This window comes from Mycobacterium sp. ITM-2016-00316 (genome assembly GCF_002968335.2).
GTDB lineage: Bacteria > Actinomycetota > Actinomycetes > Mycobacteriales > Mycobacteriaceae > Mycobacterium.
The window spans coordinates 580,905-605,152 of sequence record NZ_CP134398.1 but is presented as its reverse complement, the minus strand read 5'-3'; the positions used below and the strand labels follow the sequence as shown (position 1 = coordinate 605,152).

Here is a 24,248-nt window from a genome sequence, read left to right as displayed (position 1 = left end):
CCTGGGCAGCATGCCGGCAGCCCTCACCCGTATCACCGACACCGTCTACTTCGCCCAGACCGACCTGGTGAACTGGACGCTGGTGGCCGACGACGACGGCGTGCTGCTCATCGACGCCGGGTATCCGGGTAGCCGCGGGGAGGTCCTCGACTCGGTGCGCGAGCTGGGCTTCGCGGCCGAGGACGTGCGGGCGATCCTGCTGACCCACGCCCATGTGGACCACCTCGGATCGGCCATCTGGTTCGCGAAAACCCATGGCACACCGGTGTATACGCACGCCACCGAGGTCGGGCACGCCAAGCGGCAGTATCTGGAGCAGGCGTCCCCGGTGGACGTGCTGGCCCGCGCCTGGAATCCGCGCTACCTCGCCTGGTCGCTGGCGCTGGTCCGCAAGGGCGGACTGACCCACGAGGGCATCCCGACGGCCGAAGCGTTCGACGAGGACATCGCCGCGGCGCTGCCCGGCACACCGCTCGCGGTACCGACGCCCGGGCACACCGGTGGCCACTGTTCCTATCTGGTCGACGGGGTGCTGGTCGCCGGGGACGCGCTGATCACCGGCCACCCGGTGAGCACCCGTCGCGGGCCGCAGCTGCTGCCCGGCCTGTTCAACCACGACCAGGACGGGTGTGTGCGCAGCCTGGCCGCGCTGGGCATGCTGGACACCGAGGTGCTGCTGCCCGGGCACGGCCCGGTCTGGCGCGGCCCGATCCGCGACGCCGCGGACGCGGCTACCCGATGACCGACCGCCAGCCGTTGCACCGCGACCGTTCGCGGGCCACGTCCTTCGGATCGGCGGCCGCGCGTTATGACCGCTTCCGCCCCCGGTATCCCGCCGCGCTGATCGACGATCTGGTGCCCCGCAGCGGTATCCGGGTGCTCGACGTGGGCGCCGGGACCGGTATCGCGACCGCGCAGCTGCGTGCGGCCGGTGCCGACGTGCTGGCGGTGGAACCCGATCCGCAGATGGCCGAGGTCGCCACCGGCAAGGGCCTGGCCGTCGAGGTGGCCACCTTCGCCGACTGGGATCCGTGCGGGCGCACCTTTGATCTCGTCGTGTTCGCCCAGTCCTTCCACTGGGTGGACCCGGAGCCCGCGCTGCGCAAGGTGGGCGCGGTACTGGCCGGCAACGGTCGGCTGGCGCTGCTGTGGAACCGGATCGTCGCGGTTCGCCCCGGTCCGGACGAGCTCGCGGGTGTGTACGCCGGTGTGGGTGCCGAGCCGCAACGCCCGTCGGTCCTCATCGAAGGCGAAGATCTGGAGCCGCTGTTGGCTGCGGCGGGCTTCACCTCCGAGCGTCGCCACTACACCGAACACCCGCATTACGGCGGCGCCGAATGGGTGGAGATGGTGAGTACCTACTCCGCGGTGTTACGGCTGCCCGCGGCCGATCAGGACGTCCTGCGCAGCCGACTGAAAGCCACCATCGGTGACGCGGGTGTGGAGGCCACCAACGACGCGCTCACCGTGCTGTGCACGGTCACGCGATGAGCGCATAGCCGAACAGGAAGACCGCGGTCACCACCAGCCCGCACACCAGGACGATGGTGGGCAGCAGAATCATCTGGTCGAGTTCCTCGCTGTCGAGGGCGTCGTTCTCCGAGGGGCCGAACAGCACCCGGCCCGCCGCATTCGCGCGCAGCCTGGTCACCGTGCGCCGCACGGCGGGCATCTCACTGTTGCGTCCGACCAGCGTGCGCACACCGATGCCCAGCAGCGCGGTGAACAGCGCGGCAGTCAGGATCAGGAGGCCCACGGTGGCTAATGACACCGCATCAGACTACGAGCCCGTCCAGGCCTTGGCGACCAGCTCGTGCGATCGCAGCCGGTCCTCGTGCCGGTAGGCCACCGAGGTGATGACCAGTTCGTCGGCGCCGGTGACCCGCTGCAGGTCCGACAGCCGCTGCGCCACCTCGTCGGCGTCTCCCACGAACTGCGTTGCGAGGCGATCCTTCACAAGCTCGCGCTGTTGGTCGGTCAAGGGCGGCACGGTATCCGGATCGGGGTACGGTGCGGCACCGCCGGCGGCCCGGACGGAATGCACCCAGTGCCCGAAACTCCCGGCCAGCTGCTGCGCGGTGGCATGATCGTCGGCGGCCAACACGTCCGCCGATACCACCACATAGGGCTCTGCCAACACCTTGGATGGCTGAAAGGCCTTGCGGTAGGCCTCGATCGCCTCGAACGCGGTGGCCGGTGCGATGTGATAGGCGGCGACGAACGGCAACCCCTGCGCGCCGGCGACCCGTGCACTCTGCCCCCTGCTGCTGCCGAACACCCAGGGACGCAGCGCGGTGCCCTCCCCGGGCGTGGCATGCGCCTCGAACCCGCCGGCCTGATACGTGCCGTTCAGCAGGGCCAGGATGTCGGCGACCTGCTCGGCGAAATCCGGTGCGACGGCTTCGGGTTGCTGCAATGTCGCCATGGTCGCTTTGAGGCGCGGGTCGCGCATCAGAACCGAGACGTCGAACGGTGCGGGGACCACGACACCGTCGACCTCATGCCATTCCCGCGGCGGTTTCGGTGCGCGGGGCTTCTCCCTGATCGCCTCGGTGCGGCGCTGCCCGGAGCGGCCCACCCCGAGGTCGATACGCCCCGGGTGGAAGGCGTCCAGGGTCGCGAAGCTCTCCACCACCGCGATGGCGGTGGTGTGGCCGAGCTGCACCGCGGCCGCACCGACGCGAATGGTGTTGGTGGCGGCCGCAATCTGGCCGATCAGCACGGCCGGGGACGAACTGGCGACCGCGACATAGTGGTGCTCGGCCACCCAGAAGCGGCGATAGCCCCACTGCTCGGCATGCTGGGCGAGGTCGACGGTGTTGCGCAGCGCGGTCGGGGCGTCACTGCCGGCGCTGATCGGCGCGAGATCCAGTACGGAAAGCGGAACGCTCATCTCAGTACCTTCTGGAAGGCGATCGGATGGATGTGACCTTCCGCGGGCAGCGGTTCGGCCAGCCTGCTGTAGCCGGCCGATTCGTAGAGTGCCTCCGCCTCGGGCTGGCGGTCCCCGGTGGTCAGGTAGATGCGCCGGTAGCCGCGTTCGGCGATCACCGCCTCCAGCGCCACCAGCAGTGCCTTGGCGTAGCCACGCTGCCGGTACCCACTGTCGGTCCAGATCCGCTTGAGTTCGGCGGTGTCGGCATCGAAGCGCTGGAACGCCCCGCCGGTCACGGGCTGCCCACCGAGCAGCCCGATCAGCAGTGCGCCGTGCGGTGCGGCGAATTCCTCGGCTGGGTGACCCCGCAGCCAGGCCGCCACGCCGGCTTCGGTACCGCCGTAGCGCTGCGCGTATTCGACGGTCAGTTCGGCGAGCAGCGGCTCCGCCAGCGGGTCGGTCTGTTCCACCGCGACAAAGCGCAGAGATTCCACCAATGCTCCTACCATCACTTCAATGTCCAACGTGCCCAGCCGTCTCGCATTCCGGGCGGGGGTATCAGCTCAGCATGATCGAAAATGGGCCCAGGTTGCTAGCGTCATGGCTCATGCGCATGGTGATGGCGACCGCACTGCTGTGTGGGCTGATCGCCGGCTGCACACCCGCGGGCGAATGCTCATTGGCCGGCCTGCCGCCGGAGGTCGCGGCCACCGTGGACCTCATCGAAGCCGGCGGGCCGTTCCCGCATCGGCGCAATGACGGGGCCATCTTCGGTAACTACGAGGGCCGACTGCCCGAGCACGAGCGTGGCTACTACCGCGAGTACACCGTGCCGACCCCCGGACTGCACCACCGCGGGACGCGTCGCATCGTCGCCGGCGGCGACCCTCCGGATTTCTATTACACCGACGACCACTACGAATCCTTCTGCCTGATCGGAATCGCATGAAGACCTACCGGATCGACGGCTCCCAGATCACCTCGACGCCGGACTTCTATGCCGAGATCGGTCGTGCGGTCAACGGTGACGGCGGCTATTTCGGGTCCAACCTGGACGCGTTGGCCGACTGCCTACGCGGTGGCTTCGGCACCCCCGAGGACGGCGGATTCCGATTCGTCATGACGTCCTACCGGCAGGTCAAGAGCGCCGTCGGCGATCAGCTGTGGAGCACCCTGCTGCACCTGTTCAGCACCGAGGGCGTCGACCTGTGGCTCACCCCCTGAGGCCACTTTCGCGAAAAACTTGACACGTGTAAAGTTCGCCGCCATGGACAACATCAGCGGCAAGACCATCGCGATCACCGGCGCGGCCCGCGGTATCGGTTATGCCACCGCCAAGGCCCTACTCGCCCGCGGCGCCCGCGTCGTGATCGGCGACCGTGACGTCGCGCTGCAGGAATCCGCCGTCGTCGAACTCACCAAACTGGGCCAGGTATCCGGCTACCCGCTCGATGTCACCGACCGGGAGTCCTTCGAGACCTTTCTGGACAAGGCCCGCACCGACGGGGGCGGCCACATCGACGTGCTGATCAACAATGCCGGCGTGATGCCGGTGGGCCCGTTCCTGGAAGAGACCGAGCAGTCGGTCCGGTCCTCGCTGGAGGTCAACGTCTACGGCGTGCTCACCGGCTGCCGGCTCGCGTTGCCGCAGATGGTCAAGCGCCGCAGCGGCCACATCATCAACATCGCCTCGTTGTCCGGCCTCATCCCGCTGCCCGGGCAGGTGGTCTACGTCGGTGCCAAGTACGCGGTGGTGGGCCTGTCCACAGCGCTGGCCGACGAGATGGCACCGCACGGCGTCAACGTCTCGGTGATCATGCCGCCGTTCACCAACACCGAGCTGATCTCCGGAACCAAGTCCGGCGGCGCGATCAAGCCCGTCGAGCCCGAGGACATCGCCGCCGCGATCGTCAAGACGCTCGACAAGCCCAAGACCCACGTGTCGGTGCCGCCGGCGCTGCGGTTCACCGCGCAGGCCGCCCAGATGCTGCCGCCCAAGGGCCGTCGCGCCATGAACAAGGCACTCGGCCTGGACACGGTGTTCCTCGAGGTCGACACCGCCAAGCGCAAGAGCTACGAGGACCGTGCCCGTGCCGCCCAGGGTGTCATCGAGTCCGACGGCAAGTAGCGGCGCCGGATCCTCCTCAGTACCGGATGGCTTCGATCAACGGTGACGGCTCATCCATCAACGCCCAGAACCGGTCCCGGATGGCGACCGTCATCGGGCCGGGCTCACCGTTGCCGATGGCCTCGCCGTCCAGGGTGTTGATCGGGGTGACGCCACCGGCGGTGGTGACCGCCATCAACTCGTCGGCGTCATAGAGCTCGTGGCTGGTGACATCGCGCAGGGTGGCCTCGATGCCCATCTGGTCGGCCAGCTCGAACACCGTCTTACGGGTGATGCCCGGCAACGCATTTCGTGACGGTGACGCCAGCTTGCCGTCCTTGACGATGCAGACGTTGAATCCGGGACCCTCGGCGACACAGTTGTCGGAGTCCAGCAGGATCGCGGTGCGGGCACCGCGATCCTTGGCCTCGAAGCTCGCCGCGGTCAGATCGCCCCACTGGTAGTTCTTGATCGTCGGGTCGACGGTGTTGCGCCCGGCCCGGCGGACATGACGCGGCACGATCGCGGTGGTGCCGAAGATCTGCTCGGCGGGCGGGAAGGCCCACAGGTAGGGGATGGCGTAGATGTACACCTGGTGGGTCAGCTTGGAGAGATCCTTCTCGCCCTTGCGCTTTCCGTAGCCACGGGTCACGGTGAGGTTCACGAACGACTCCCGCAGCTGGGACAGCGAGACGCACTTCTTGGTGATCTCGGCGAGTTCGTCCTTGCTGATGCCGGCGTCGAGGCGCAACTTGCGCGAACCGTCGAGCAGCCGGTCGAGGTGATCACCCAGCCGGAAGATGTTGCCGTGCCACACATGTGCCACCGTGTAGGTCAGGTCGGAGTGCCCGAACCCGGTGTCGAAGATCGAGATCTTGGCCTCTTCGGCGGGCATGTACTCGCCCTCGATCCACGCGACGCCGCCGGCAAACGGGCTGGAGGTGTCCAGTTCGTAGTCGCTGTACTGGATCACCGAGCCTTCCGGGGTCGCTTCACGGATGGCGGCGCCGGGCTCGACGGCGACCAGGTTGGAGGTTCCTGCGTCTGCGATGGTCATCTCTGATGGTCCTTTCAGGAGTTGTGAGTCTTGGCGTATGCGACGCCGGCGTCGCCCCGGGCCAGGCGGGCCTTCAGGCCGGTGGCCCACCAGATCGCGGCGATCACCACGACACCGAGGAACACCCATTTGTTGCTGGTGAACTGCGGCAGGAACAGCAGTGTCACGGCGACGCTGAGGAACACGACCAGCGCCGTGATGTAGATCGGCAGCCGGAACCGGCCCAGGTCGAAGGTGCCGGGGTCACCCGCCGGGATGGTGCCCTTGCGGTAGCCGACCAGCAACCCGATGGTCTGCAGGATGTAGACGAAGAAGAACAGCAACGACGCGATGCCGATGATGTAGTTGAATGCCTTCTCGTTCACGATCGCCGACAGCAGCAGCAGCGTCGACAGGCAGCCCAGGCCGATGATCGAGTAGGTCGGCGTCTTGCGGGTGGGTGAAACGTGGCGCCACACATGGGAGAAGGGCAGCATGTTGTCGCGGGCCATCGAGTAGGTCAACCGGGTGGCGACCAGGATGTTGGCCAACAGGCAGGCCAGGATGTTCGTCAGCGCGATGGCGACGATGATCTTGGTGACGACCGGGCCGGCCTGCTGGGTGATGATCTCCTCGATCGGTGCAGCCGAATTCGCTTCCACCGCAGCAGGATCCTTGATGGCAAGCACGTAGACGATGTACATCAGCAGCTCGATGACGATCGAGGTGACCAGCGCATAGAACATCGTCTTGGGCACGACCCGGCGGGCGTCCTTGGTTTCCTCGGCGACGTCGGCGCCGGATTCCACCCCTATGAGCCCGAAGAACGGGCCGAGCGCGGCGGCCAGCCAGGCCAGCATGTAGGAGTCCTTGTCGCCCGCCTCGCCGCCGGTGAACAGCACCGAGATCGGTTGGTGGTTCTCGGGTGCGGAGAACGCGATGACGGCGATGAGTGCGGTGGCGCCGACGGTGATGACCAGTTCCAGGCTGACGCCGATGTTGTTGACCATGGTCGCGAACCGGACACCGTAGATGTTGATCAGCACGCAGACGAACACCACGGCGATGGCCAGCAGGATCTGCGTCGTCTGCGTCATGCTCCAGCCGAACAGCCCGCCCAGATAGCCCGACAGGATGAACCCGACGCCGGTCATCCCGCACACCCAACCCATCAGGGCGATGAATCCGGTGAACCAGGCCAGATTCGGCCCGTTGATCCGGCTGATCCACTGATACGAGTAGCCGGCCAGCGGCAGTTTCGCGGTCAGGTCCGCGGCGATGAAGGTCCACAACGCGAACACCGCGCCGGCGAGCAACAGCGTCCACACGAACGGCGCACCGGCGGTGAAGTAGCCGGCGCCGAAACCGGTGAACACCGCGGTGGTGGCACTGATGGTCGCGAAGCCGATGGCGAAAGACGCCAGCGTGCCGACCGAGCGGTCCAGCTTCTGGGTGTAACCCAGTTCGGCGAGCTTGGAATCCTCGGCGTTCAATGTGGTCGCCGAGGATTCAGTGGGTCGTACGGGGGTGTCGGTCATCGGATCTCCAGGTCGGAGCAGGGGTGAGGGGTCTGAGGACAGACAATCGCCACCGGGGCGTCACCGGAAGTTCCATCTTTTGATCTTCTGATAACCAATATTTATCAGTGCTGGTTGAGGGGCGTTTCGTCGCCGTCGTCGAAGCCCCAATTCTGCTGGACATGCCTGATCAAGGCATCCGCTTGGGGGCTGAGGGTGCCGGGATGCCAGGCCAGCGCGACATGACTGGGCGGGCGGTCGACGATCGGGACGTAGACGATTCCGGGTCGGTCATAGAACCGGGCCACCGACGAGGTGGTGAAGCTGATGCCCAGCCCGCGGGCGATGGACGTGGTCTCGGCCTCGTAGGTGGCGGCGACCGCCGCGATGGTCGGTGGCCGGTTGCCGCGGGCGTCCATCGCCATCCAGTAGTCCCGCCACGGTCCGGCGGTCAGCGGCGCGCAGACGATCGGGTCGTCGAGCAACTCGGCGATCTCGACCTCATGACGGCCCGCCAGCGGATGATCCCGGGGCAGGCAGGCCACCCAGGTTTCGGAATCGAGCACCAGCATGCGGTGCTCGGGCAGATCCACCGGTGGGCGGATCAGCGCGACCTCGGTGGTGCCGCCGGCCAGTCCGGCGGTGGGGTCGGCGAAATCGAACTCGATGGGTTCGACACTGACCTCCGGGTAGGCGGCCTCGAAATGGCGGACCACGCGGAACAGCAGATCGGCACCGGTGCCGATGAGATAACCCAGCCGCAGCCTGCCCTGGCGGGTTCCCGACAGGGTGACCAGGTTGGCCACCACCGCATCGATCCCGGAGAGCGCCTGCTGCACCTGCGGCAACCACGCGGCACCGAGATCGGTGAGCGCGACCTCGCGGGTGTTGCGGTTGAGCAGCACCACCCCGAAGGCCTGCTCGAGCTGTTTGATCGCGGTGGACAGCGCCGGCTGGGTGATGAACAGCCGCTCGGCCGCGCGACGGTAGTTCAGCTCCTCGCCGAGGACGGCGAAGTAGCGCAGCTGCCGCAGCGTCAGGTCACTCACGACAGCGCTAGCCGAACTCCGGGACCGGGTCACCGTTCCGGTACGTCTCGATGGATTCCAGGTGCTCGAACAGCTGGGCGTGGGTGAACGGGTGCTGGGTGGTGGTGCCGACCAGCACCACCCGCACGATCGCGCCGTCCTCGGCGGCGTCCAGCCACAGCGAGGTCACCGGCAGACCGTCCTCGACCTCCGCGCCGGAGGGCTCGAAGAACCACACCGCGTAATCGTCATCGGACTGTTCCTCGTCAAAGGTCCAGTCGCGGGCGGTGATCCGTTCGTCGAACTCGGCCAGGTCGGCGACGATCCCGTCCGGGATGGCGGCCAGCTGCGCGACGATGGCGTCGGGTACCCGCCGGGTGCCTGCCAGGCGCTTGCGGCGCCGGGCCTTCTTCGCATCACCGCGTTTGGACACCGGTCAGCTCAGCGCCTGGTCCAGGTCGGCGATCAGGTCCTCGGTGCCCTCCAGGCCGACCGAGACCCGCACCACGCCGTCGCCCAGCCCGATCGCCGCGCGGCCCTCCGGGCCCATCGCCCGGTGGGTGGTGGTGGCCGGATGGGTGATCAACGATTTGGCGTCACCGAGGTTGTTGGAGATGTCGATGATGTTCAGCTTGTCGAGCACCTCGAAGGCACGGTCCTTACCGCCATCCAGCTCGAAGGTGACCACCGTGCCGCCGCCACGCATCTGCCGCTTGGCCAGATCGAACTGCGGATGCGATTCCAGGAAGGGGTATTTCACCCAGTTCACCCCGGCCTGCTGCTCCAGGAACTCGGCGACGCGGTGCGCCGAGCGGTTCGCGTAGTCCACCCGGACCGCCAGCGTCTCAAGGCCTTTGAGCATTGTCCAGGCATTGAAGGCACTGATCGCCGGACCGGTGTGGCGCATCAGCTTCTGCACCGGCCCGTCGATGTACTCCTTGTCGCCCAGGATCGCCCCGCCCAGCACGCGCCCCTGGCCGTCGATGTGCTTGGTGCCCGAGTAGACCACCACGTCGGCACCCAGCGGCATGCCCTGCTGCAGCAACGGAGTGGCAAAGACGTTGTCCAGCACCGCCTTTGCGCCGGCCGCATGCGCGAGTTCGGACACCGCGGCGATATCGACCAGCGACTGCATGGGATTGGACGGGGTCTCGAAGAACACCGCCTGGGTGGGCGTGCTGAGCGCCTCTTCCCACTGGGACAGGTCGTCGCCGTCGACGAAGACGGTCTCGACTCCCCAGCGCGGCAGGATCTCGCTGCACACCACGAAGCACGAACCGAACAGGCTGCGGGCGGCGACCAGCCGGTCACCGGCGCCCAGCAGCGCGCCCAGTGCGGTGAACACCGCAGCCATGCCGGTGGCGGTGGCGAATGCGGCGGGCGCGTCCTCGATGAGACGCAGGCGCTCCTCGAACATCGAGATGGTCGGGTTGCCGTAGCGGGAGTACACATACCGGTCGATCTCGCCGGTGAACGCCTTCTCCGCGTCTCCCGCCGAGGAGTAGACGTAGCCCGAGGTCAGGTACATCGCCTCGGAGGTCTCCTCGAAACCGGAGCGCAGCAGGCCGCCGCGCACCCCGATGGTGGCCTGGCTGACGCCGTCGGGCAGCGGTGCGGGAATCCGCACCGAGGGCACCTGATGTTCTTCGGGACTGCTCATGACTGCGTCCAGGGCAGGCCGACCGCTTTCCACCCGGTGGTGCCGCGGTGGCCGTTGGCGTCGAGGTTGCCCTCGAATCCGTCGAGCACGTTGTAGGACGGGCCGATGCCGGCCTCGGTGGCGGTGATCGCCGAACCGATGGATCGGTTGCCGGACCGGCACAGGAACACGACTGCGCGCTGCCCGGGGGCGATACCGGCCTTGCCGAGGTCGTCGACGAAGTTGTCATTGTGGGAGCCGTCGGTCCTGGTCCACTCCACATAGACGACGTCGCGTCGCAGCGAGCTCAGGTCGGGGACGCCCACGAAACGCCATTCGGCTTCGGTACGACAATCGACGAGCACGGCTTCGGGATTGGCGGACAGCAGCTCCCATGCCTGCTCAGGCGTGATGTCTCCGGCGTAGCCCGGACTCTCGGATGTGGACACCCCAATACCGTAACGGCTAGGCCGGTCCAACCGAGCACACCTTCCAGCTGCCGTCCTCGCGCACGAAGGACATGTCCACGGTGGCCTCGGTCTCCTCGTTCTCGCCGAAGTGGTACCGGACGGTGGCGGTGGCGGTGTCGCCGTCGACGTTCACATTGCTCGCGCCGTCGACGTAGCGCTCCCCGCGCTGCGCAGCTGAATCCCGTTGCCGGGCGAGCACCTCGCCCTCGGTGCCGTGCTGTGCGGCGCAGGTGCTCGCCAGGAAGGCTGCGTAGTCCTGCCGTTGCAGCGCATCGTTCTGAGCGACCACGGCCCGCCCGATCTGTTCGGGATCCCCGTCACCGTCACTGCGGTTGACCACAAAAATCCCGGTGATCACAACCACGATGATGACCAGGGCCAGCAGGAATGGCGCCGCGGTGGGCCGGTCCTGTTCCTCGGGTGCGTCGCTCACGACTGCCAGAGCCTACGCAGCGACACCGCGGTGCGCTGCGCGCGGTCCCTGGCGATGACGACGTCGGGAGCGGTGGCGATCGCGGCCCCCAACCGGTGCCTGCCATCGGTCTCGTCGAGCCGGTCGAACAGCAGCACATCGCTCTCGGCCACCGCCAGCGCCTCGGCGAGCACCCCGACGATGCCGGACTCGGCCGGCACGGAAGTCTGGTCACCGGCATAGCCGATCTCGGCGGCCCCCGGCGAGATCATGATGGTGTCGACCGTCAGACCCAGGATCGCCCGGGCGTGCAGGTCGAACTCGGAGAGCCGCTGGGTCCGCACCGTGAGGAACGCGTTGTCGACCGGCCGCGGCCGGACCGTCGAGAAGTACACCTCGTCGCCGCGCACCAACAGTTCCACCGCGAACACCCCGCGCCCGCCCAGTGAGTTCACGATGCGGGCCGCGATCGACTTGGCGGCATCCAGCGCGGCCGGGCTGAGCCGGTGCGGCTGCCAGGTCGCCAGCGTGCCGTCCTCGGCGACCCGGTGCCCGATCGGCTCGCAGAAGTGCACGGCCGGCCCGGTCGGGCCGGTGGTCCGCACCGTCAACAGGGTGACCTCGTCGTCGACGTCGACGACCGTCTCGGCCATCACCCTGTTGGGGGTGGTGAGGTGGCCCACCGCGATGGCCCGGTTCCAGGCCGGCTCGACATCCTCGGGCCGCAGCAGCACCGACCGGCCCTCGCCCGGGGTACCGGCGACCGGGGTGACCGCCAGCGGGAACCCGGCGTGCTCGGCGACCGCGGACAGTTCCTCGGCCGAGCCGGCGAACCAGAACGGCGCCGTCGGCAGGCCGAGCTCATCGGCGGCCAGGCGGCGCAGGCCCTCGCGGTCCAGGCTCAGCCGGGTGGCGCGCGGTGTGGGGAAGACCTCGGCGGTCTCTGCGATGGCGATCAGCGCGTCGGTGGCGACCACACCCGCTTCGACGACGACGTAATCCGGGCGCTCCCGCTCCACCGCCGCGCCCAAGGCCTCGGGATCGTTCATCGGCACCACCGCGCTGCGATCCGCGACCCGGTGCGCGGGTGCGCCGGCGTAGCGATCGATCGCGACGACGGTCGCGCCGAGACGCTGGAATGACAGTGTCAGTTCACGACTCACCTCACCGGACCCGAGCAGCATCACCACCGGTCTTGCGCTCTCTTCAGCATGTCTGGTCATCGCTCACCCAGCCTGCCAGATCCTCAGCCGATCCGGCTGTCGACATAGCACCATCGCCAGGACTCGCCGGGCTCCGCCGAACGCATCACCGCGTGACCGGTCTGCCGGAAGTGTTCGGTCGCGTGCTGATGCGGGCTGGAATCGCAGCATCCGACGTGCCCGCAGGACAGGCACATCCGCAGATGCGCCCAGGCGCCCGCACCGTCGCGTGCGCATTCCTGGCAGCGTCCCGGGGTCAACGGCTCCGGATCTACGATGCCTCCTGCGTGGTGAAGATGCTCGCAGGAAACCGGGGCTGCCGCAGCTGCCGCCGAACGGCGTCGGGAACTCTTGCGCATGTGGAACAAGGATAGGTTGATGCCGTGGCAGCGACACTGCTGGCAGTTCTGGTGGGCGCGGTCCTGCTGGCCGCGGTGAGCCGCCGACTCGATGTCTCGGCGCCACTGGCACTGGTGGTCGCCGGGCTGGTGGCCAGCGCCATCCCCGGACTCGACACGGTCGAGCTCGACCCCGAGCTGGTGCTGTTCGTCATCCTGCCGCCACTGTTGTGGTCGGCGGGGCTGGAGAGCAGTTATCTCAACATGCGTCGTCATGTGCGCTCCATCGGGTCACTGGCGGTCGTGCTGCCGCTGATCACCACACTGGCCGTCGGGGTCGTGGCCTATCACGTGGTGCCCGATTTCACGCTGGCCGCGGCGCTGGTGCTGGGCGCGATCGTGGCTCCACCGGACGCGGTATCCGCGACGGCGGTGGGCCGCCGACTCGGACTGCCGCGGCGCATCATGACACTGCTGGGCGGGGAGAGCCTGCTCAACGACGCGACCGCGCTGACCGCCTACAAGGTGGCGCTGGCCGCGGCCATCGGGGCATCGGCCGGCTGGGTGTCGGGGCTGGGCACCTTCGTGCTGGCTGCCGCCGGTGGCGTCGTCGTGGGCGTGCTCACCGGGACGGCCATCACCTTCATCCGATCCCGGCTCGACGACCCGTTGGTCGAGAGTGCCATCGGTCTGGTGGCACCGTTCGTCATCTACCTGCTGGCCGAGGAGGCGCACGCCTCCGGTGTGCTGGCCGTCGTCGTCGCCGCCCTCATGCTCGGTCAGCGTTCCACGAAAGCCGGATACGCCACCCGGCTGCAGGACGACGCGGTGTGGAAGGCCCTGCAACTCATCCTGGAGTCGTTCGCCTTCCTGCTGATCGGACTGCAACTGCCCGGAGTGGTGCGCCAGTTGTCCGGGTTGTCCGCGGCGGCGATCGCGCTCTCCTCGGTGGCGGTGCTGGCCACCGTCATCGTGGTGCGGATCGCCTGGGTGTTCGCATTCACCTATCTGCGCAACCCACGGCCGGCGGCCGGCGAGGCCTTCGTGGTGGCATGGGCGGGGATGCGCGGGGTGGTGTCGCTGGCCGCCGCCTTCGGTGTGCCGTTGACGACGATGTCGGGTGCGCAGTTCCCGGGCCGGCCGCAACTGGTGTTCCTGACCTTCGTCGTGGTGGTGGGCACGTTGCTGTTGCACGGGCTGACGCTGCCGTGGGTGATCCGGCGATTCGGCATCCACAGCGACGACGCACAGCGCGATGCGTTGGCCCAGGCCGCGGCGCAGGACAAGGCGGCCCGGGCCGCGGCGGCCCGGCTCGACGAACTGCTCGAGCACCACCGCGCCGACGGGACCGTCATCCAGTCCCCCGCGGTCACCGACGATGCCGCCGAGGTGCTGCGTAGGTGGAACACCGCACGGCGCAACTCCGCATGGGAACGGCTGGGCCGCGGCGAGGACGAGATCGGCGAGAGCCCGGCTTCGGCGTTTCGTCGCTTGCGACTGGAAATGCTTGCCGCCGAACGCGATACCTTCATCGCCGAGCGCGACGCCGGGAACATCGATGATGAGGTGCTGCGCGAGGTACTGCGCGGCCTGGACCTCGAAGAGGCCACCCTCAACCGTCGTTAGACGCCCGGAACTCGCGCATGGCCCCGATCAAGGCGGTGAACACGCGATGCGCGGCATCGAGATCGGCGTCGGGCAGACCGGCCAGCGCCTCGGAATTGATGCGCTGCAGCGGGGTGAAAAAGTCGGTGGCCACCGCAAGACCGTGATCGGCGTAGCGCAGGATCACCTTGCGCCGGTCATCGGGGTGCGCCTCCCGGCGCAGATGCCCGGACGAGATCATCCGCTCCACCAGATAGGTGATCGCCGCGGCCGAGGTGCCCATCAAGGTGCGCAGGTCACCCGCGGTCAGCGGAGACCCGGAAGATTCGGCGACCATGATGTACAGCAGGGCACGAAAATCATTGGCAGCCAGATCATTGCGGCTCGCGAACTCGCGCCCGATCTGATCCGATTCCGCTGTGAGGGCGCGCACATCGCCGGCGATGAACCCCTTGAGTTCTTCCCGCTCCATCCGTCGAGCATATCCTTCACTTGATTAATCGTTAAGTTTCTGAAATATTTGGCGCATGTCCAGTCGCATCTCCTGGCTCGTGGCGTTACTCGTGATCGTCGCCTCTGGCGCCGGCCTCGGCCTGCTCAGCGGTGGGGACTCCGCCTCACAGTCGCCGGTGGCGGTGCCCGCCGATGCGGAATCGGCCCGCGCCGACGCCCTACGGGCCGAATTTCCCGGCGGCGACAGCGCTCCCGCCATCATCGTGTTCACCCGGACCGACGGCGGCCCACTACGCCCGGCGGACATCGCCGCGGCAGGCCCCGGCGCGCAGGTGTCGCAGGACGGACTCGCCGCGGTGTCGGTCTCCCCGCTGTCGACCGACCTGTCCGGGTTCGCCCTCAATGACGCGGTCTCCGAGTTGCGCACCCAGACCGCCGAACGGCTACCGGAAGGCCTGCAGGCGCAGGTGACCGGCGGCCCGGCCTTCGGTGCCGATATCGCGAATTCCTTTGCCGGAGCCAATATCACCCTGCTCGCGGTGACGGCCGCGGTGGTGGCCCTGCTGCTGATCATCACCTACCGCTCCCCGGTCCTGTGGCTGGTGCCACTGCTGGTGATCGCGTTCGCCGACCGGGTCGGCTCCGTGGTCGGCACCGCGGTGGCCTCCGGCCTGGGCCTGAACCCGGACGGGTCGACCGGTGGTATCACCAGCGTGCTGGTGTTCGGCGCGGGCACCAACTATGCGCTGCTGCTCATCTCGCGCTATCGCGAGGAGTTGGGCCGCTCAGCCGATCACCGCGAGGCGCTGCGGGTCGCCACCCGCGCGGCCGGCCCCGCGATTCTCGCCAGCAATGCCACGGTCGTGCTGGCGCTGCTCACCCTGGCGTTCGCGTCGGCACCCAGCAACCGCAGCCTCGGGGTGCAGGCCGCCTCGGGCCTGGTGGTCGCGGCCGTCTTCGTGCTGCTGGTACTGCCCCCGTTCCTCGGCCTCTTCGGCAAGAAGTTGTTCTGGCCGTTCATCCCGAAGGTCTGCGACAAGGCCCTGACCGACAGCGGTCTGTGGCACCGGGTGGCGTCCTGGGTGGCGCAACGCCCGGGCTGGGTGGCCACCGGCGCACTCGGTGCGCTGGTCGCGCTGTGCTTCGGTCTGCTCGCAACGCCGGTCGGGCTGTCCCAGACCGAACAGTTCCGCGTCCAGGCCGAATCGGTGACCGGTTATGACACGCTGGCTCAACACTTTCCGAGCGGGCTGACCGATCCCGCCGTCGTGATCGCACCCACCGCTGACGCCGCCGCGATCTCATCCGCCATCACCGGAGTACCCGGGGTGGTCTCGGCCCGGCCGGCCGGAGAATCGGGCACCGGCCTGAGTCAATGGCAGGTGGTCCTGCAGGCTGAACCGGCGTCGGATGAGGCGTTCGACACCGTTGATGCGCTGCGCAGTTCGGTGCAATCCGTCAGCCCCGACGCCCTGGTCGGCGGGTCCGACGCCAAGGCACGCGATGCGGCCGCCGCCGCTCAGCGTGACCGGATGGTCGTCATCCCCGCGATCCTGGCGGTGGTGCTCGTAGTGCTGTTCGTGTTGCTCCGTTCCGCCCTGGCTCCACTGGTCCTGGTGTCGGTGACGGTGCTGAGCGCACTGGCCGCACTGGGCATCGGCGGCTGGGCCAGCGTGCACCTGTTCGGTTTTCCGGCCCTGGACAACGGAACCCCGCTGTTCGCCTTCCTGTTCCTGGTCGCCCTCGGCGTGGACTACACGATCTTCCTGGTGACCCGGGCACGCGAGGAGACACCGGAATTCGGCAACCGGGAGGGCATCGTGCGCGCCGTGTCCGCGACCGGTGCGGTCATCACCAGTGCCGGCATCGTGCTGGCCGCGGTGTTCTGCGTGCTGGGCGTGCTTCCGCTGATCGTGCTGACCCAGATCGGCATCATCGTCGGCCTCGGCATCCTGCTGGACACCTTCCTGGTGCGCACGGTGATCATCCCGGCGCTGTTCACCCTGATCGGTCCGCGCATCTGGGCTCCGGGGTTGCACGCCGAACGCTAGCGTGGTGGCCGTGGAGTCACGGACCGTTGCGACGCGGCTGGGACGGCTGCGCGTGCAGACCGCCGGATCTGGTGAGGCCATGCTGTTCTGGCCGAGCCTGCTGATGACCGGCGATATGTGGGCCGGGCAGGCCGCGGCATTCCAGGGTGATCACCGGGTGATCCTGGTGGATCCCCCCGGACACGGTGCCAGCGAAAAGCTCTCGGGTACATTCACTTTCGACGATTGCGCGCAGACCGTGCTGGACGTCCTGGACGGACTGGGCATTGAGCGGGCGCATGTCATCGGGAATTCCTGGGGCGGCATGATCGGCGGCACGTTCGCCGCCCGGCACCCGGACCGGATCGGGCGGGCGGTCCTGATGAACTGCACCGCGTCACCGGCCGGGCGGCGGCAGCGTGTCGAGTACGCGCTGCTGTTGCGGACGGCGAAGCTGCTCGGCGGTATTCGCGGGCCGTTGACGGGACAGGTACTCAAGGCCTTCCTCGGGCAGACGACATGTCGCGACCGGCCCGACGTGGTGGCGTTCGTGCGGGACGCCGCACGCGCCGTGGACCTGGACTCCAGCGCCTGGGCGGTGACCAGCGTGGTGCCGCGGCGGCCGGATCAACGCGCGCTGCTCGCGACGGTGCGCACCCCGGTGCTCGTGGTGGCGGGCGCCGAGGATGCGACCTTCCCGGTCGCCGAGACGCTGGAGATGGCCGACGCCATTCCGGGTGCGGCGACCGCGGTGCTGGACGGCGTCGCGCATCTGGCCGCCCTGGAGAATCCGCGCCTCGTCAACGCGCTGATCAAGGACTTTGTGTTCAACGCGTAGCGTGTGTGCATGACAGAAGCAGCGGTTCTGCCGCCGGTCCACATGCGGCGCAACGGCTTCGACCCGGTTCCCGAACTCGGAGCGATCCGCGACGGAACCGGCGTGCAATCGGTCGTCAGCGCCCTCGGCAACACCGTGTACCTGGTGACCCGGCACGACGACGTCAAAGCCGTACTCGCCGATCACGAGCATTTCTCCAATGCGCGTCCACCGGGCTTCACCCTGCCCGGGGCGCCGGAGATGTCCACGGAGGAACTGGCCAGGACGCGCGCGGGCAATCTGCTCGGCCAGGATCCACCCGAGCATCAGCGGTTGCGCAGGCTGCTCACCCCCGAGTTCACCATCCGCCGGATGAAGCGCTTGGAGCCCCGGATCACCGAGATCGTCGACGAGCACCTGGACGCGATGGCGGCCGGAGGTGCACCCGCCGATCTGGTGGCCGAATTCGCCTTGCCTGTACCGTCATTGGTGATCTGCGAGCTGCTCGGTGTGCCCTACGGCGACCGGGATGACTTTCAGCACCGCTCGGCCCGCCAGCTCGATTTGTCGCTGCCGATCGCGGAGCGCATGCAGCTGCAACAGCAGAGCCGCAGCTACATGCACAGCCTGGTGCAGCGGGCCCGGCAGACTCCCGGTGAGGACATCCTCGGCATGCTCGTGCGCGAGCACGGCGATGCGCTGAGCGATGACGAGCTGGTCGGTATCGCCGGGTTGCTGCTGCTCGCCGGGCACGAGACGACGTCGAACATGCTGGGGCTGGGCACTCTTGCGCTGTTGCGCAGGCCCGACCAGCTGGCTCTGGTGCGCGATGATCCGGATGCCATCGGGCCCGCGATGGAGGAGCTGTTGCGTTGGTTGTCGGTGGTGCACCATGCCATTCCACGGTTCGCCACCGCCGATATGGAGGTGGCCGGTGTGGCCATCCCCTCGGGTTCGCTGGTCTTCGCGTCGTTGCCCGCGGGCAATCGTGACCCCGCGTTCATCGACCGGCCCGATGAGTTCGATGTGCGCCGGGGCGCGCCGGGGCACCTCGCATTCGGCCACGGAGTGCACCACTGTCTGGGTGCGCCGCTGGCCCGGATGGAGATGCGCATCGCCTTTCCCGCGCTGTTCAAGCGCTTTCCCGCGTTGGCCTTGGCCGAACCTTTCGAAGATGTCGAGTTCCGGGACTTCCACTTCATCTACGGACTACGGTCACTCCCAGTGAGGTGGTGACGATGAAAGTTGAAGCTGACCACGACTCCTGTATCACCGCGGGCAACTGTGTGATGGTGGCCGACGCGGTGTTCGATCAGGATGACGACGGCGTGGTGGTGGTGCTCACCGACGAGGTGCCCGCCGGTGAAGAGGAACATGCCCGCGAGGCCGTCAAGCTGTGCCCCGCGTCGGCGTTGAAGCTGCTGGAATAGTTGTGGATTAGTTGTCCACTTTCCGCGAGCCGGAGAGGCAGCGGTCGCGACCGCGCCGATCAGAAGCAGCTTCACGTACGTAAAACGGTCGAAACCCTAGTTATCCACAGCCTGGAAAATCCTGCTGTCAATGTCCGACCCTGTGATGTCTTGAGACATGACAGTCAATGTCCGACCCCGCCGGTAGTATCGCACATATGTTCGAGATTTTGGATCGGGTCGCACTCGCCGCGTTGAGCGATGAGGCGCTCATCTGCGCGGTCACGACCATGACCCAGACCGAGGCCAGGGCGGCCGCGCAGCGGCTGGCACTGATCGGCGAAGTGGTCGCCCGTCAATGTGACGACGAGGACGACACCGTTGCCCACCAGGTCATCGATGGCTGGGCGTGGGCCCAGGCCGCGGTCGCGGCGGCCTGCAACCTGAATCCGTACGCGGCGTCCAAGCAGATGCGCATCGCCCAGGCGTTGCGTGACCGGCTACCCCGCACCGCGGCCCTGTTCGCCACCGGTGCGATCTCGGCGACGGTGATCGATGCGATCACTTGGCGCACCCATCTGGTCGTCGACGAGGACGCGCTCGGGTTGATCGACACCGCCATCTCCGCCGAAGCGGGCGAGTATGGGGCGCATTCGGAGAAGCAACTGATCGGCGCGGTGGATCTGTGGGTGGAGAAGTTCGACCCCGAAGCCGTCGTGCGCTCGCGGCGGGCCGCCAAAGACCTCTACGTCGAGTTCGACGACAAGGACGACCCCAACGGTGTCGCCTCGTTCTGGGGACGGCTGCGCATCACCGACAAAAAGATCCTCGAACAACGCCTCAACGACCTGGCCGACACCGTCTGCGCAGGTGATCCGCGCCGCCGCGGCGAACTACGCGCCGCGGCCCTGGCTGCGTTGGGTGTGGTCGGCCCGGCGCTGGAACGGCTGGCCTGCGAGTGCGGGGACACCGGCTGCGCGGGCAGCGGGAAGGATCCGCGCGCCGGCGCGATCACCATCTACGCGCTGACCGACCAGGCGCCCGCCGCCGGCGAGAACACCCCGCCGCAGACCACGCCCGGCGCTGCGGGCACCCCGGACTCCGAGCCCGCCGCAGAGTCGGGGGAAGAGCCCGCCGAGCCCGGCACACCTGAGAGCGAGCCGCAGACACCGGCCGCGGAATCCGAACCCGCTGCGCCCGAGCACGAGCCGCAGACACCGGCCGCGAAGTCCGAACCCGCTGGACCATCCGAGCCTGCCGCGCCGGCTGCCAGCACCAAGCCCCCTGCGCCCGCGGCCTGCAACCCCAGCCCCGCGGTGATGCTCGATGGCGCCATCATCCCCGCCGCCATGCTCGCCGAACTCATCGCCGGCGGCGCCACCGTCAAACCCCTCGCCGAGATCGCCGACCTACCCGCCGAACGGCAGTACCGGCCCTCGGCCGCGCTGACCGCGTTCGTCCGCATGCGGGCCATGACCTGCAGCTTCCCCGGCTGCAACCGGGCCGCGCACCGCTGCGACCTCGATCATCTGATCCCGTGGCCGGCCGGGGCGACGCATCCGGGCAACCTCGGGCCGCTGTGCCGTCTGCACCATTTGGTCAAGACTTTCGGTGGTTGGGAACCGGCAGCGAAACCCGACGGCAGCATCCACTGGAGCGCACCCACCGGGCACAGCTACCAGAAAGCGCCCGGCGCGGCAATCCTGTTCCCGCACTGGAACATTGACACACCGATCCCCCGAAAACGCGCGATCAGCCTCATCGACGACACCGACCGCGACACCAAGATGCCGATCCGGCAACGCACCCGCGCCCAAGACCGGGCCCAGCGCATCAACACCGAACGCGCACGCAACCAACTCGAACGCGCCCTCGCCGAAAGCGACAGCGACCCACCCTTTTAGCGCTCTTTTAGCGATCCGGCCCGTCCGGATCTTCATGGTGCAGGTCGATCACTCCGGCCCGCGTCAGAAGCAGCATGCTGACCACCAGAACCCACAGCGGGAAGGCCAGCACCACCCACATGGTGACCCCACCGGAAATCAGAAGGCTCACCGCCACAAGGTAAGTCACGATGACCAACCAGCGCGGCATCAAACCGGTACGAAGCCAGATGGTGGCCAGCGAGATCATGAACACCGCCCCCATCCGCAGTGCATAGGTGGTGGTGAGGCTCTCGAGCATGCCTTGGCCGAACACCGCGAGTTCATCGCGGACGGTCACATCCGGCAGGCCGACCCTGGTGGCGACCAGCCCCGCACCGACGGCCGAGGACACGAACATCATTGCCAGGAACAACAATCCGCTGCCGATGAACACGGTGGAAAAGAACTTGTCCTCATAGCCGCCGAAACCGTCACGGATGACGCCGATGAACCAGAGGAACGTGATGCCGGCGAACGGCATCAGCACCGAAGCCAACTTCAACTGGCCACTCGCCCCGGCAATCCACTGCGATCCGTGCTCGGCACCCTCGGGCAGGGCAGTCCGGATCAACGCAAGCGCGGTCCCGAACAGCAGCGCGAACAGCACACCGGCCACCGCCGCCGCCCGCGGCGTGGTGAGCTTGCGAAGGTGCCGGTCCGACGGGTATGTGGTCACGCCGTCATGGTGACACGGCTACGGCTGGCCGGGGAGCAATCTGATCATGAGGCCATTGCTCTCGGCCAGCACATTGCCGTCGGCGTCCAGCAATTCGGCGTTCACAAACGCCTTGCGACCCTCGGCTTCCCGCAACCAGCCGCGCACCGTCAGCGGGGTGTCGATCGGCGTCACCCGGCGGTAGTCGACATGCAGGAACGCGGTGCGACTGATCGGCCGGCCCGTCGCATGGATGACCATGCCGAACACCGAATCGAACAGCAGCGGCAGCACACCGCCGTGCACAGCCTGGTTACCGCCCACGTGGAAGCGGCTGAATTGCACCGTCAACTCCACACCGTCGGCCTCGAACTTGGAGACGAGCCACGGCGGCATCAACAGACTGCCCGCACCGGGCAACGAAGGCACCCGGTTCGCCGGGCCGACCCCCTCGGCGGCCTGATGCGGCTCGAGCAGCGCCACCAGTTCCTCGGCGCGGTCCGCAGCAGCGGCCCAGGTGTCGCCGTCCGGGTTCGCCGACACCGCCAGGTCCTGCGCCCGGCGCATGGCGGTCAGGAACCGCTCGAAACCCGGCCCTGGATCGGCGGCCTCGAACAACGGGAACCCGCCGTGCCGGTCGTACTGCGGGTCGACGCGCCGCGGGTCCAGGCCGAAATCGGTCACGCCAGGATGTCCCGGCGCACAATGGTCTGCTCCCGACCGGGACCCACACCGATGCACGAAACATGAGCTCCGGCAAGCTCTTCGAGCCGAAGCACATAGTCGCGCGCCTTGGCGGGCAGGTCATCGAATTCGCGGGCTCCGGAGATGTCCTCCCACCAGCCGGGCAGCTCTTCGTAGATGGGCTCGGCGCGGGCGATATCTGCCTGGGTCATCGGCATCTCGTCGGTGCGCTTGCCGTTCACGGTGTAACCCACGCACACCGGGACCGTTTCCAGGCTGGAGAGCACGTCGAGCTTGGTCAGGAAGTAGTCGGTGATGCCGTTGACGCGGGTGGCGTAGCGGGCGATGACGGCGTCGAACCAGCCGCAGCGTCGCGGCCGGCCGGTGGTGACACCGACCTCGCCACCGGTCTTGGCCAGGTACGCGCCGTGCTCGTCGAACAGCTCCGTCGGGAACGGGCCCGAGCCCACCCGGGTGGTGTAGGCCTTCAGGATGCCCAGCACCGTGGTGATGCGGGTCGGCCCAATACCCGAACCCACGGCCGCGCCGCCCGCGGTCGGATTGGACGAGGTCACGAACGGATAGGTGCCGTGGTCCACGTCGAGCAGGGTGCCCTGCGAGCCCTCCAGCAGTACCGTCTCGCCGTTCTCCAGCGCCTGGTTGAGCAGCAGGCGGGCATCGGCGATGCGGTGCTTGAACCCATCGGCCTGCTCCAGCAGCGTGGTCACCACTTCGTCGGCGTCGAGCGCCTTGCGGTTGTAGATCTTGACCAGGATCTGGTTCTTGAGCTCCAGTGCCGCCTCGATCTTCTGGGCGAGCAGACTGGGATCGAGAACGTCGGCCGCCCGGATTCCGAGCCGCGCGACCTTGTCCTGATAGCAGGGTCCGATGCCGCGACCGGTGGTGCCGATCTTCTTGCTGCCCATGTAGCGCTCGGTCACCTTGTCGATGGCGACGTGATACGGCATGAGCAGGTGTGCATCGGCGGAGATCAGCAGCCCCGACGTGTCCACGCCCCGGTCCTCGAGCCCGGAGAGCTCGGTGAGCAACACGCCCGGGTCGACCACGACACCGTTGCCGATGACGTTGGTGACACCCGGGGTGAGGATGCCCGAGGGGATGAGGTGCAGCGCGAAGTTCTCCCCGGTCGGCAACACCACGGTATGACCCGCGTTGTTACCGCCCTGGTAGCGAACTACCCATTGCACACGCCCACCGAGTAGATCGGTGGCTTTACCTTTGCCCTCGTCGCCCCACTGGGCGCCGATGAGCACGATTGCCGGCATGGCATTTCTCCCGCTTAAAGTGATGCAGCCGGTGACCCACCCTATCCGAGCGGAGCCATAGGAGAGGCCTTGACCACCACAAACGGCCGGCCAGATTGCGCAGTGTTGTTGTTCGGCGGGCGTCGAGCACCCCGCGCTTTAGGCCATCTACCTGCGGTGACGGTGCAGGAAGCCGATCAGATCAAGGCCGCTGTGACCGCCCGCCGCGTCGTCGTGATCGGCGCCGACTCCGACCTCGCCGCGGTGCTCACCACCCTGTTGAAGGCCGAAAATCTGGGTGTCGAGGTGGCCTACGTACCCCGTTGGCGCACGGCCGCCACCCGCGCCCACGGGCTGCCGACCGGTCGGCGCGCGGTCCGCGCGGCCCTCGACCACGACGCCACCCGGGTGCCGCTGATCCGCGACGACTCCGGGCGCGCGCTCGTCGGTGCCGGGCTCTGGGTCGGCGAGACCAGGCTCAGAAGGGCACGCCACCGGCCACGCTGCACGGCGAGGCCGTCGTCGATGACACCGTGCTGTTCGACGGCGAGGCCACCGCCGTGCGGATCGAGCCGATCGGGACGATGCCCGGGCTGCGCGCGGCGGTGCTGTCCCCGCGCATGCGGCCCAGGCGCTGGGTGACCGGGCGCGCCGCGCAGCTCGGGACCACCGGAGCGCTCGTGGTCCGTGACGGCGACCTGAGCACCCGCACGGTGCGGCGGTCGACGTTCTACCGGCACACGGAGGGCTGGCTGGCCGTCCGGTGACGAGCGCAGCGAGG

The 24,248-nt window shown here is 68.0% G+C and carries 27 protein-coding genes and 1 pseudogene; 12 read left to right on the top strand and 16 right to left on the bottom strand.

Annotated features, from left to right (window positions below; genetic code table 11):
- The first annotated feature begins 10 nt into the window (after positions 1–10).
- A complete protein-coding gene (locus tag C6A86_RS02835) occupies positions 11–742 on the top strand; it encodes an MBL fold metallo-hydrolase (RefSeq protein WP_105364567.1) in 732 nt (243 codons plus the stop codon).
- Positions 739–1,491, top strand: a complete 753-nt coding sequence (locus C6A86_RS02830) for a bifunctional 2-polyprenyl-6-hydroxyphenol methylase/3-demethylubiquinol 3-O-methyltransferase UbiG (protein ID WP_105364568.1) — start codon at positions 739–741, stop codon at positions 1,489–1,491. Before C6A86_RS02835 ends, C6A86_RS02830 begins: the two co-directional genes overlap by 4 nt.
- On the opposite strand, the gene C6A86_RS02825 is transcribed toward C6A86_RS02830, so the two are convergent.
- From C6A86_RS02825 to C6A86_RS02815, 3 genes are read right to left on the bottom strand one after another with little or no spacing between them, the layout of a single operon-like run.
- Positions 1,481–1,771 carry a hypothetical protein gene (locus C6A86_RS02825; protein WP_105364569.1) on the bottom strand — a complete coding sequence of 97 codons (291 nt, stop codon included), beginning with the start codon at positions 1,769–1,771 and terminating at the stop codon, positions 1,481–1,483. The two genes, C6A86_RS02830 and C6A86_RS02825, sit on opposite strands and share 11 nt — an antisense overlap.
- A 9-nt stretch (positions 1,772–1,780) precedes the next feature.
- On the bottom strand, positions 1,781–2,893 hold the full coding sequence (locus C6A86_RS02820; RefSeq protein ID WP_105364570.1) for an LLM class flavin-dependent oxidoreductase: 1,113 nt from the start codon (positions 2,891–2,893) through the stop codon (positions 1,781–1,783).
- Positions 2,890–3,372, bottom strand: coding sequence for a GNAT family N-acetyltransferase (locus C6A86_RS02815; protein WP_105364571.1), 483 nt, complete (start codon positions 3,370–3,372; stop codon positions 2,890–2,892). The genes C6A86_RS02820 and C6A86_RS02815 overlap by 4 nt, the downstream gene beginning before the upstream one ends.
- A gap of 110 nt (positions 3,373–3,482) precedes the next feature.
- Between C6A86_RS02815 and C6A86_RS02810 the strand changes: the two genes are divergently transcribed.
- The 3 genes from C6A86_RS02810 to C6A86_RS02800 are packed head-to-tail and all read left to right on the top strand — an operon-like array spanning position 3,483 to position 5,003.
- The gene (locus C6A86_RS02810; protein ID WP_105364572.1) at positions 3,483–3,824 is read left to right on the top strand and encodes a ribonuclease domain-containing protein; all 342 of its coding nucleotides are present in this window, start codon (positions 3,483–3,485) and stop codon (positions 3,822–3,824) included.
- Complete coding sequence (locus tag C6A86_RS02805) at positions 3,821–4,099, top strand: barstar family protein (RefSeq protein ID WP_105364573.1); 279 nt, start codon at positions 3,821–3,823, stop codon at positions 4,097–4,099. The genes C6A86_RS02810 and C6A86_RS02805 overlap by 4 nt, the downstream gene beginning before the upstream one ends.
- A 43-nt stretch (positions 4,100–4,142) precedes the next feature.
- Positions 4,143–5,003, top strand: a complete 861-nt coding sequence (locus C6A86_RS02800; protein WP_105364574.1) for an SDR family oxidoreductase — start codon at positions 4,143–4,145, stop codon at positions 5,001–5,003.
- 16 nt (positions 5,004–5,019) lie between these two features.
- On the opposite strand, the gene C6A86_RS02795 is transcribed toward C6A86_RS02800, so the two are convergent.
- The 9 genes from C6A86_RS02795 to C6A86_RS02755 all read right to left on the bottom strand — a co-directional run bounded on the left by C6A86_RS02795 (position 5,020) and on the right by C6A86_RS02755 (position 12,645).
- Positions 5,020–6,039, bottom strand: a complete 1,020-nt coding sequence (locus tag C6A86_RS02795) for an aminotransferase class IV (RefSeq protein ID WP_311101021.1) — start codon at positions 6,037–6,039, stop codon at positions 5,020–5,022.
- A 14-nt stretch (positions 6,040–6,053) separates the two neighbouring features.
- Positions 6,054–7,556: an APC family permease gene (locus C6A86_RS02790; RefSeq protein WP_105362436.1), complete on the bottom strand. Its 1,503-nt coding sequence runs from the start codon at positions 7,554–7,556 to the stop codon at positions 6,054–6,056.
- Positions 7,557–7,660: 104 nt separating this feature from the next.
- Positions 7,661–8,584 (bottom strand): LysR family transcriptional regulator, encoded by a 924-nt coding sequence (locus tag C6A86_RS02785; RefSeq protein WP_233212927.1) that lies wholly within the window; start codon positions 8,582–8,584, stop codon positions 7,661–7,663.
- Between the two features lie 7 nt (positions 8,585–8,591).
- The gene (locus tag C6A86_RS02780; protein WP_105362435.1) at positions 8,592–8,996 is read right to left on the bottom strand and encodes a hypothetical protein; all 405 of its coding nucleotides are present in this window, start codon (positions 8,994–8,996) and stop codon (positions 8,592–8,594) included.
- Between the two features lie 3 nt (positions 8,997–8,999).
- Positions 9,000–10,223 (bottom strand): O-succinylhomoserine sulfhydrylase, encoded by a 1,224-nt coding sequence (locus tag C6A86_RS02775; RefSeq protein ID WP_105362434.1) that lies wholly within the window; start codon positions 10,221–10,223, stop codon positions 9,000–9,002.
- Positions 10,220–10,651, bottom strand: a complete 432-nt coding sequence (locus C6A86_RS02770) for a rhodanese-like domain-containing protein (protein WP_105362433.1) — start codon at positions 10,649–10,651, stop codon at positions 10,220–10,222. The genes C6A86_RS02775 and C6A86_RS02770 overlap by 4 nt, the downstream gene beginning before the upstream one ends.
- Positions 10,652–10,667: 16 nt before the next feature.
- Complete coding sequence (locus C6A86_RS02765) at positions 10,668–11,105, bottom strand: lumazine-binding protein (RefSeq protein ID WP_105362432.1); 438 nt, start codon at positions 11,103–11,105, stop codon at positions 10,668–10,670.
- Positions 11,102–12,307: a formate-dependent phosphoribosylglycinamide formyltransferase gene (purT, locus tag C6A86_RS02760; RefSeq protein WP_105362431.1), complete on the bottom strand. Its 1,206-nt coding sequence runs from the start codon at positions 12,305–12,307 to the stop codon at positions 11,102–11,104. Before purT ends, C6A86_RS02765 begins: the two co-directional genes overlap by 4 nt.
- Before the next feature lie 23 nt (positions 12,308–12,330).
- The gene (locus C6A86_RS02755) at positions 12,331–12,645 is read right to left on the bottom strand and encodes a UBP-type zinc finger domain-containing protein (protein WP_105362430.1); all 315 of its coding nucleotides are present in this window, start codon (positions 12,643–12,645) and stop codon (positions 12,331–12,333) included.
- 24 nt (positions 12,646–12,669) lie between these two features.
- Here C6A86_RS02755 and C6A86_RS02750 point away from each other — a divergent pair, with 24 nt between their 5' ends.
- Positions 12,670–14,250, top strand: coding sequence for a Na+/H+ antiporter (locus C6A86_RS02750; RefSeq protein ID WP_105362429.1), 1,581 nt, complete (start codon positions 12,670–12,672; stop codon positions 14,248–14,250).
- Here C6A86_RS02750 and C6A86_RS02745 read toward each other — a convergent pair.
- A complete protein-coding gene (locus tag C6A86_RS02745; RefSeq protein ID WP_311101020.1) occupies positions 14,237–14,701 on the bottom strand; it encodes a MarR family winged helix-turn-helix transcriptional regulator in 465 nt (154 codons plus the stop codon). The genes C6A86_RS02750 and C6A86_RS02745 overlap by 14 nt on opposite strands.
- Before the next feature lie 55 nt (positions 14,702–14,756).
- Between C6A86_RS02745 and C6A86_RS02740 the strand changes: the two genes are divergently transcribed.
- From C6A86_RS02740 to C6A86_RS02720, 5 genes are all read left to right on the top strand, one after another.
- Positions 14,757–16,733 (top strand): MMPL family transporter, encoded by a 1,977-nt coding sequence (locus C6A86_RS02740; RefSeq protein ID WP_105362427.1) that lies wholly within the window; start codon positions 14,757–14,759, stop codon positions 16,731–16,733.
- A 10-nt stretch (positions 16,734–16,743) separates the two neighbouring features.
- Complete coding sequence (locus tag C6A86_RS02735) at positions 16,744–17,550, top strand: alpha/beta fold hydrolase (RefSeq protein WP_233212926.1); 807 nt, start codon at positions 16,744–16,746, stop codon at positions 17,548–17,550.
- 9 nt (positions 17,551–17,559) lie between these two features.
- On the top strand, positions 17,560–18,765 hold the full coding sequence (locus tag C6A86_RS02730; RefSeq protein WP_105362426.1) for a cytochrome P450: 1,206 nt from the start codon (positions 17,560–17,562) through the stop codon (positions 18,763–18,765).
- Positions 18,766–18,767: 2 nt separating this feature from the next.
- Positions 18,768–18,959: a ferredoxin gene (locus C6A86_RS02725; protein ID WP_105362425.1), complete on the top strand. Its 192-nt coding sequence runs from the start codon at positions 18,768–18,770 to the stop codon at positions 18,957–18,959.
- Between the two features lie 197 nt (positions 18,960–19,156).
- Positions 19,157–20,842, top strand: coding sequence for a DUF222 domain-containing protein (locus tag C6A86_RS02720; RefSeq protein WP_311101019.1), 1,686 nt, complete (start codon positions 19,157–19,159; stop codon positions 20,840–20,842).
- Positions 20,843–20,849: 7 nt separating this feature from the next.
- Here C6A86_RS02720 and C6A86_RS02715 read toward each other — a convergent pair whose 3' ends face one another.
- From C6A86_RS02715 to C6A86_RS02705, 3 genes are read right to left on the bottom strand one after another with little or no spacing between them, the layout of a single operon-like run.
- Positions 20,850–21,539: a hypothetical protein gene (locus C6A86_RS02715; protein WP_105364289.1), complete on the bottom strand. Its 690-nt coding sequence runs from the start codon at positions 21,537–21,539 to the stop codon at positions 20,850–20,852.
- 18 nt (positions 21,540–21,557) lie between these two features.
- Positions 21,558–22,202: a PaaI family thioesterase gene (locus tag C6A86_RS02710; RefSeq protein WP_105364290.1), complete on the bottom strand. Its 645-nt coding sequence runs from the start codon at positions 22,200–22,202 to the stop codon at positions 21,558–21,560.
- Entirely contained in the window at positions 22,199–23,488 is a 1,290-nt protein-coding gene (locus tag C6A86_RS02705) for an adenylosuccinate synthase (RefSeq protein WP_105364291.1), read from the bottom strand. The genes C6A86_RS02710 and C6A86_RS02705 overlap by 4 nt, the downstream gene beginning before the upstream one ends.
- 69 nt (positions 23,489–23,557) lie before the next feature.
- Here C6A86_RS02705 and C6A86_RS02700 point away from each other — a divergent pair.
- A pseudogene (locus C6A86_RS02700) lies at positions 23,558–24,234 on the top strand (peptidase M50).
- Positions 24,235–24,248 lie beyond the last annotated feature (14 nt).

Excerpts from the sequence above, each read along its gene's own strand:
- C6A86_RS02835 (WP_105364567.1), top strand. The coding sequence starts at position 11 with ATGCCGGCAGCCCTCACCCGTATCACCGACACCGTCTACTTCGCCCAG.
- C6A86_RS02830 (WP_105364568.1), top strand. The coding sequence starts at position 739 with ATGACCGACCGCCAGCCGTTGCACCGCGACCGTTCGCGGGCCACGTCC.
- C6A86_RS02820 (WP_105364570.1), bottom strand. The coding sequence starts at position 2,893 with ATGAGCGTTCCGCTTTCCGTACTGGATCTCGCGCCGATCAGCGCCGGC.
- C6A86_RS02810 (WP_105364572.1), top strand. The coding sequence starts at position 3,483 with ATGCGCATGGTGATGGCGACCGCACTGCTGTGTGGGCTGATCGCCGGC.
- C6A86_RS02805 (WP_105364573.1), top strand. The coding sequence starts at position 3,821 with ATGAAGACCTACCGGATCGACGGCTCCCAGATCACCTCGACGCCGGAC.
- C6A86_RS02800 (WP_105364574.1), top strand. The coding sequence starts at position 4,143 with ATGGACAACATCAGCGGCAAGACCATCGCGATCACCGGCGCGGCCCGC.
- C6A86_RS02795 (WP_311101021.1), bottom strand. The coding sequence starts at position 6,039 with ATGACCATCGCAGACGCAGGAACCTCCAACCTGGTCGCCGTCGAGCCC.
- C6A86_RS02790 (WP_105362436.1), bottom strand. The coding sequence starts at position 7,556 with ATGACCGACACCCCCGTACGACCCACTGAATCCTCGGCGACCACATTG.
- C6A86_RS02775 (WP_105362434.1), bottom strand. The coding sequence starts at position 10,223 with ATGAGCAGTCCCGAAGAACATCAGGTGCCCTCGGTGCGGATTCCCGCA.
- purT (WP_105362431.1), bottom strand. The coding sequence starts at position 12,307 with ATGACCAGACATGCTGAAGAGAGCGCAAGACCGGTGGTGATGCTGCTC.
- C6A86_RS02755 (WP_105362430.1), bottom strand. The coding sequence starts at position 12,645 with ATGCGCAAGAGTTCCCGACGCCGTTCGGCGGCAGCTGCGGCAGCCCCG.
- C6A86_RS02745 (WP_311101020.1), bottom strand. The coding sequence starts at position 14,701 with ATGGAGCGGGAAGAACTCAAGGGGTTCATCGCCGGCGATGTGCGCGCC.
- C6A86_RS02740 (WP_105362427.1), top strand. The coding sequence starts at position 14,757 with ATGTCCAGTCGCATCTCCTGGCTCGTGGCGTTACTCGTGATCGTCGCC.
- C6A86_RS02730 (WP_105362426.1), top strand. The coding sequence starts at position 17,560 with ATGACAGAAGCAGCGGTTCTGCCGCCGGTCCACATGCGGCGCAACGGC.
- C6A86_RS02725 (WP_105362425.1), top strand. The coding sequence starts at position 18,768 with ATGAAAGTTGAAGCTGACCACGACTCCTGTATCACCGCGGGCAACTGT.
- C6A86_RS02720 (WP_311101019.1), top strand. The coding sequence starts at position 19,157 with ATGTTCGAGATTTTGGATCGGGTCGCACTCGCCGCGTTGAGCGATGAG.
- C6A86_RS02705 (WP_105364291.1), bottom strand. The coding sequence starts at position 23,488 with ATGCCGGCAATCGTGCTCATCGGCGCCCAGTGGGGCGACGAGGGCAAA.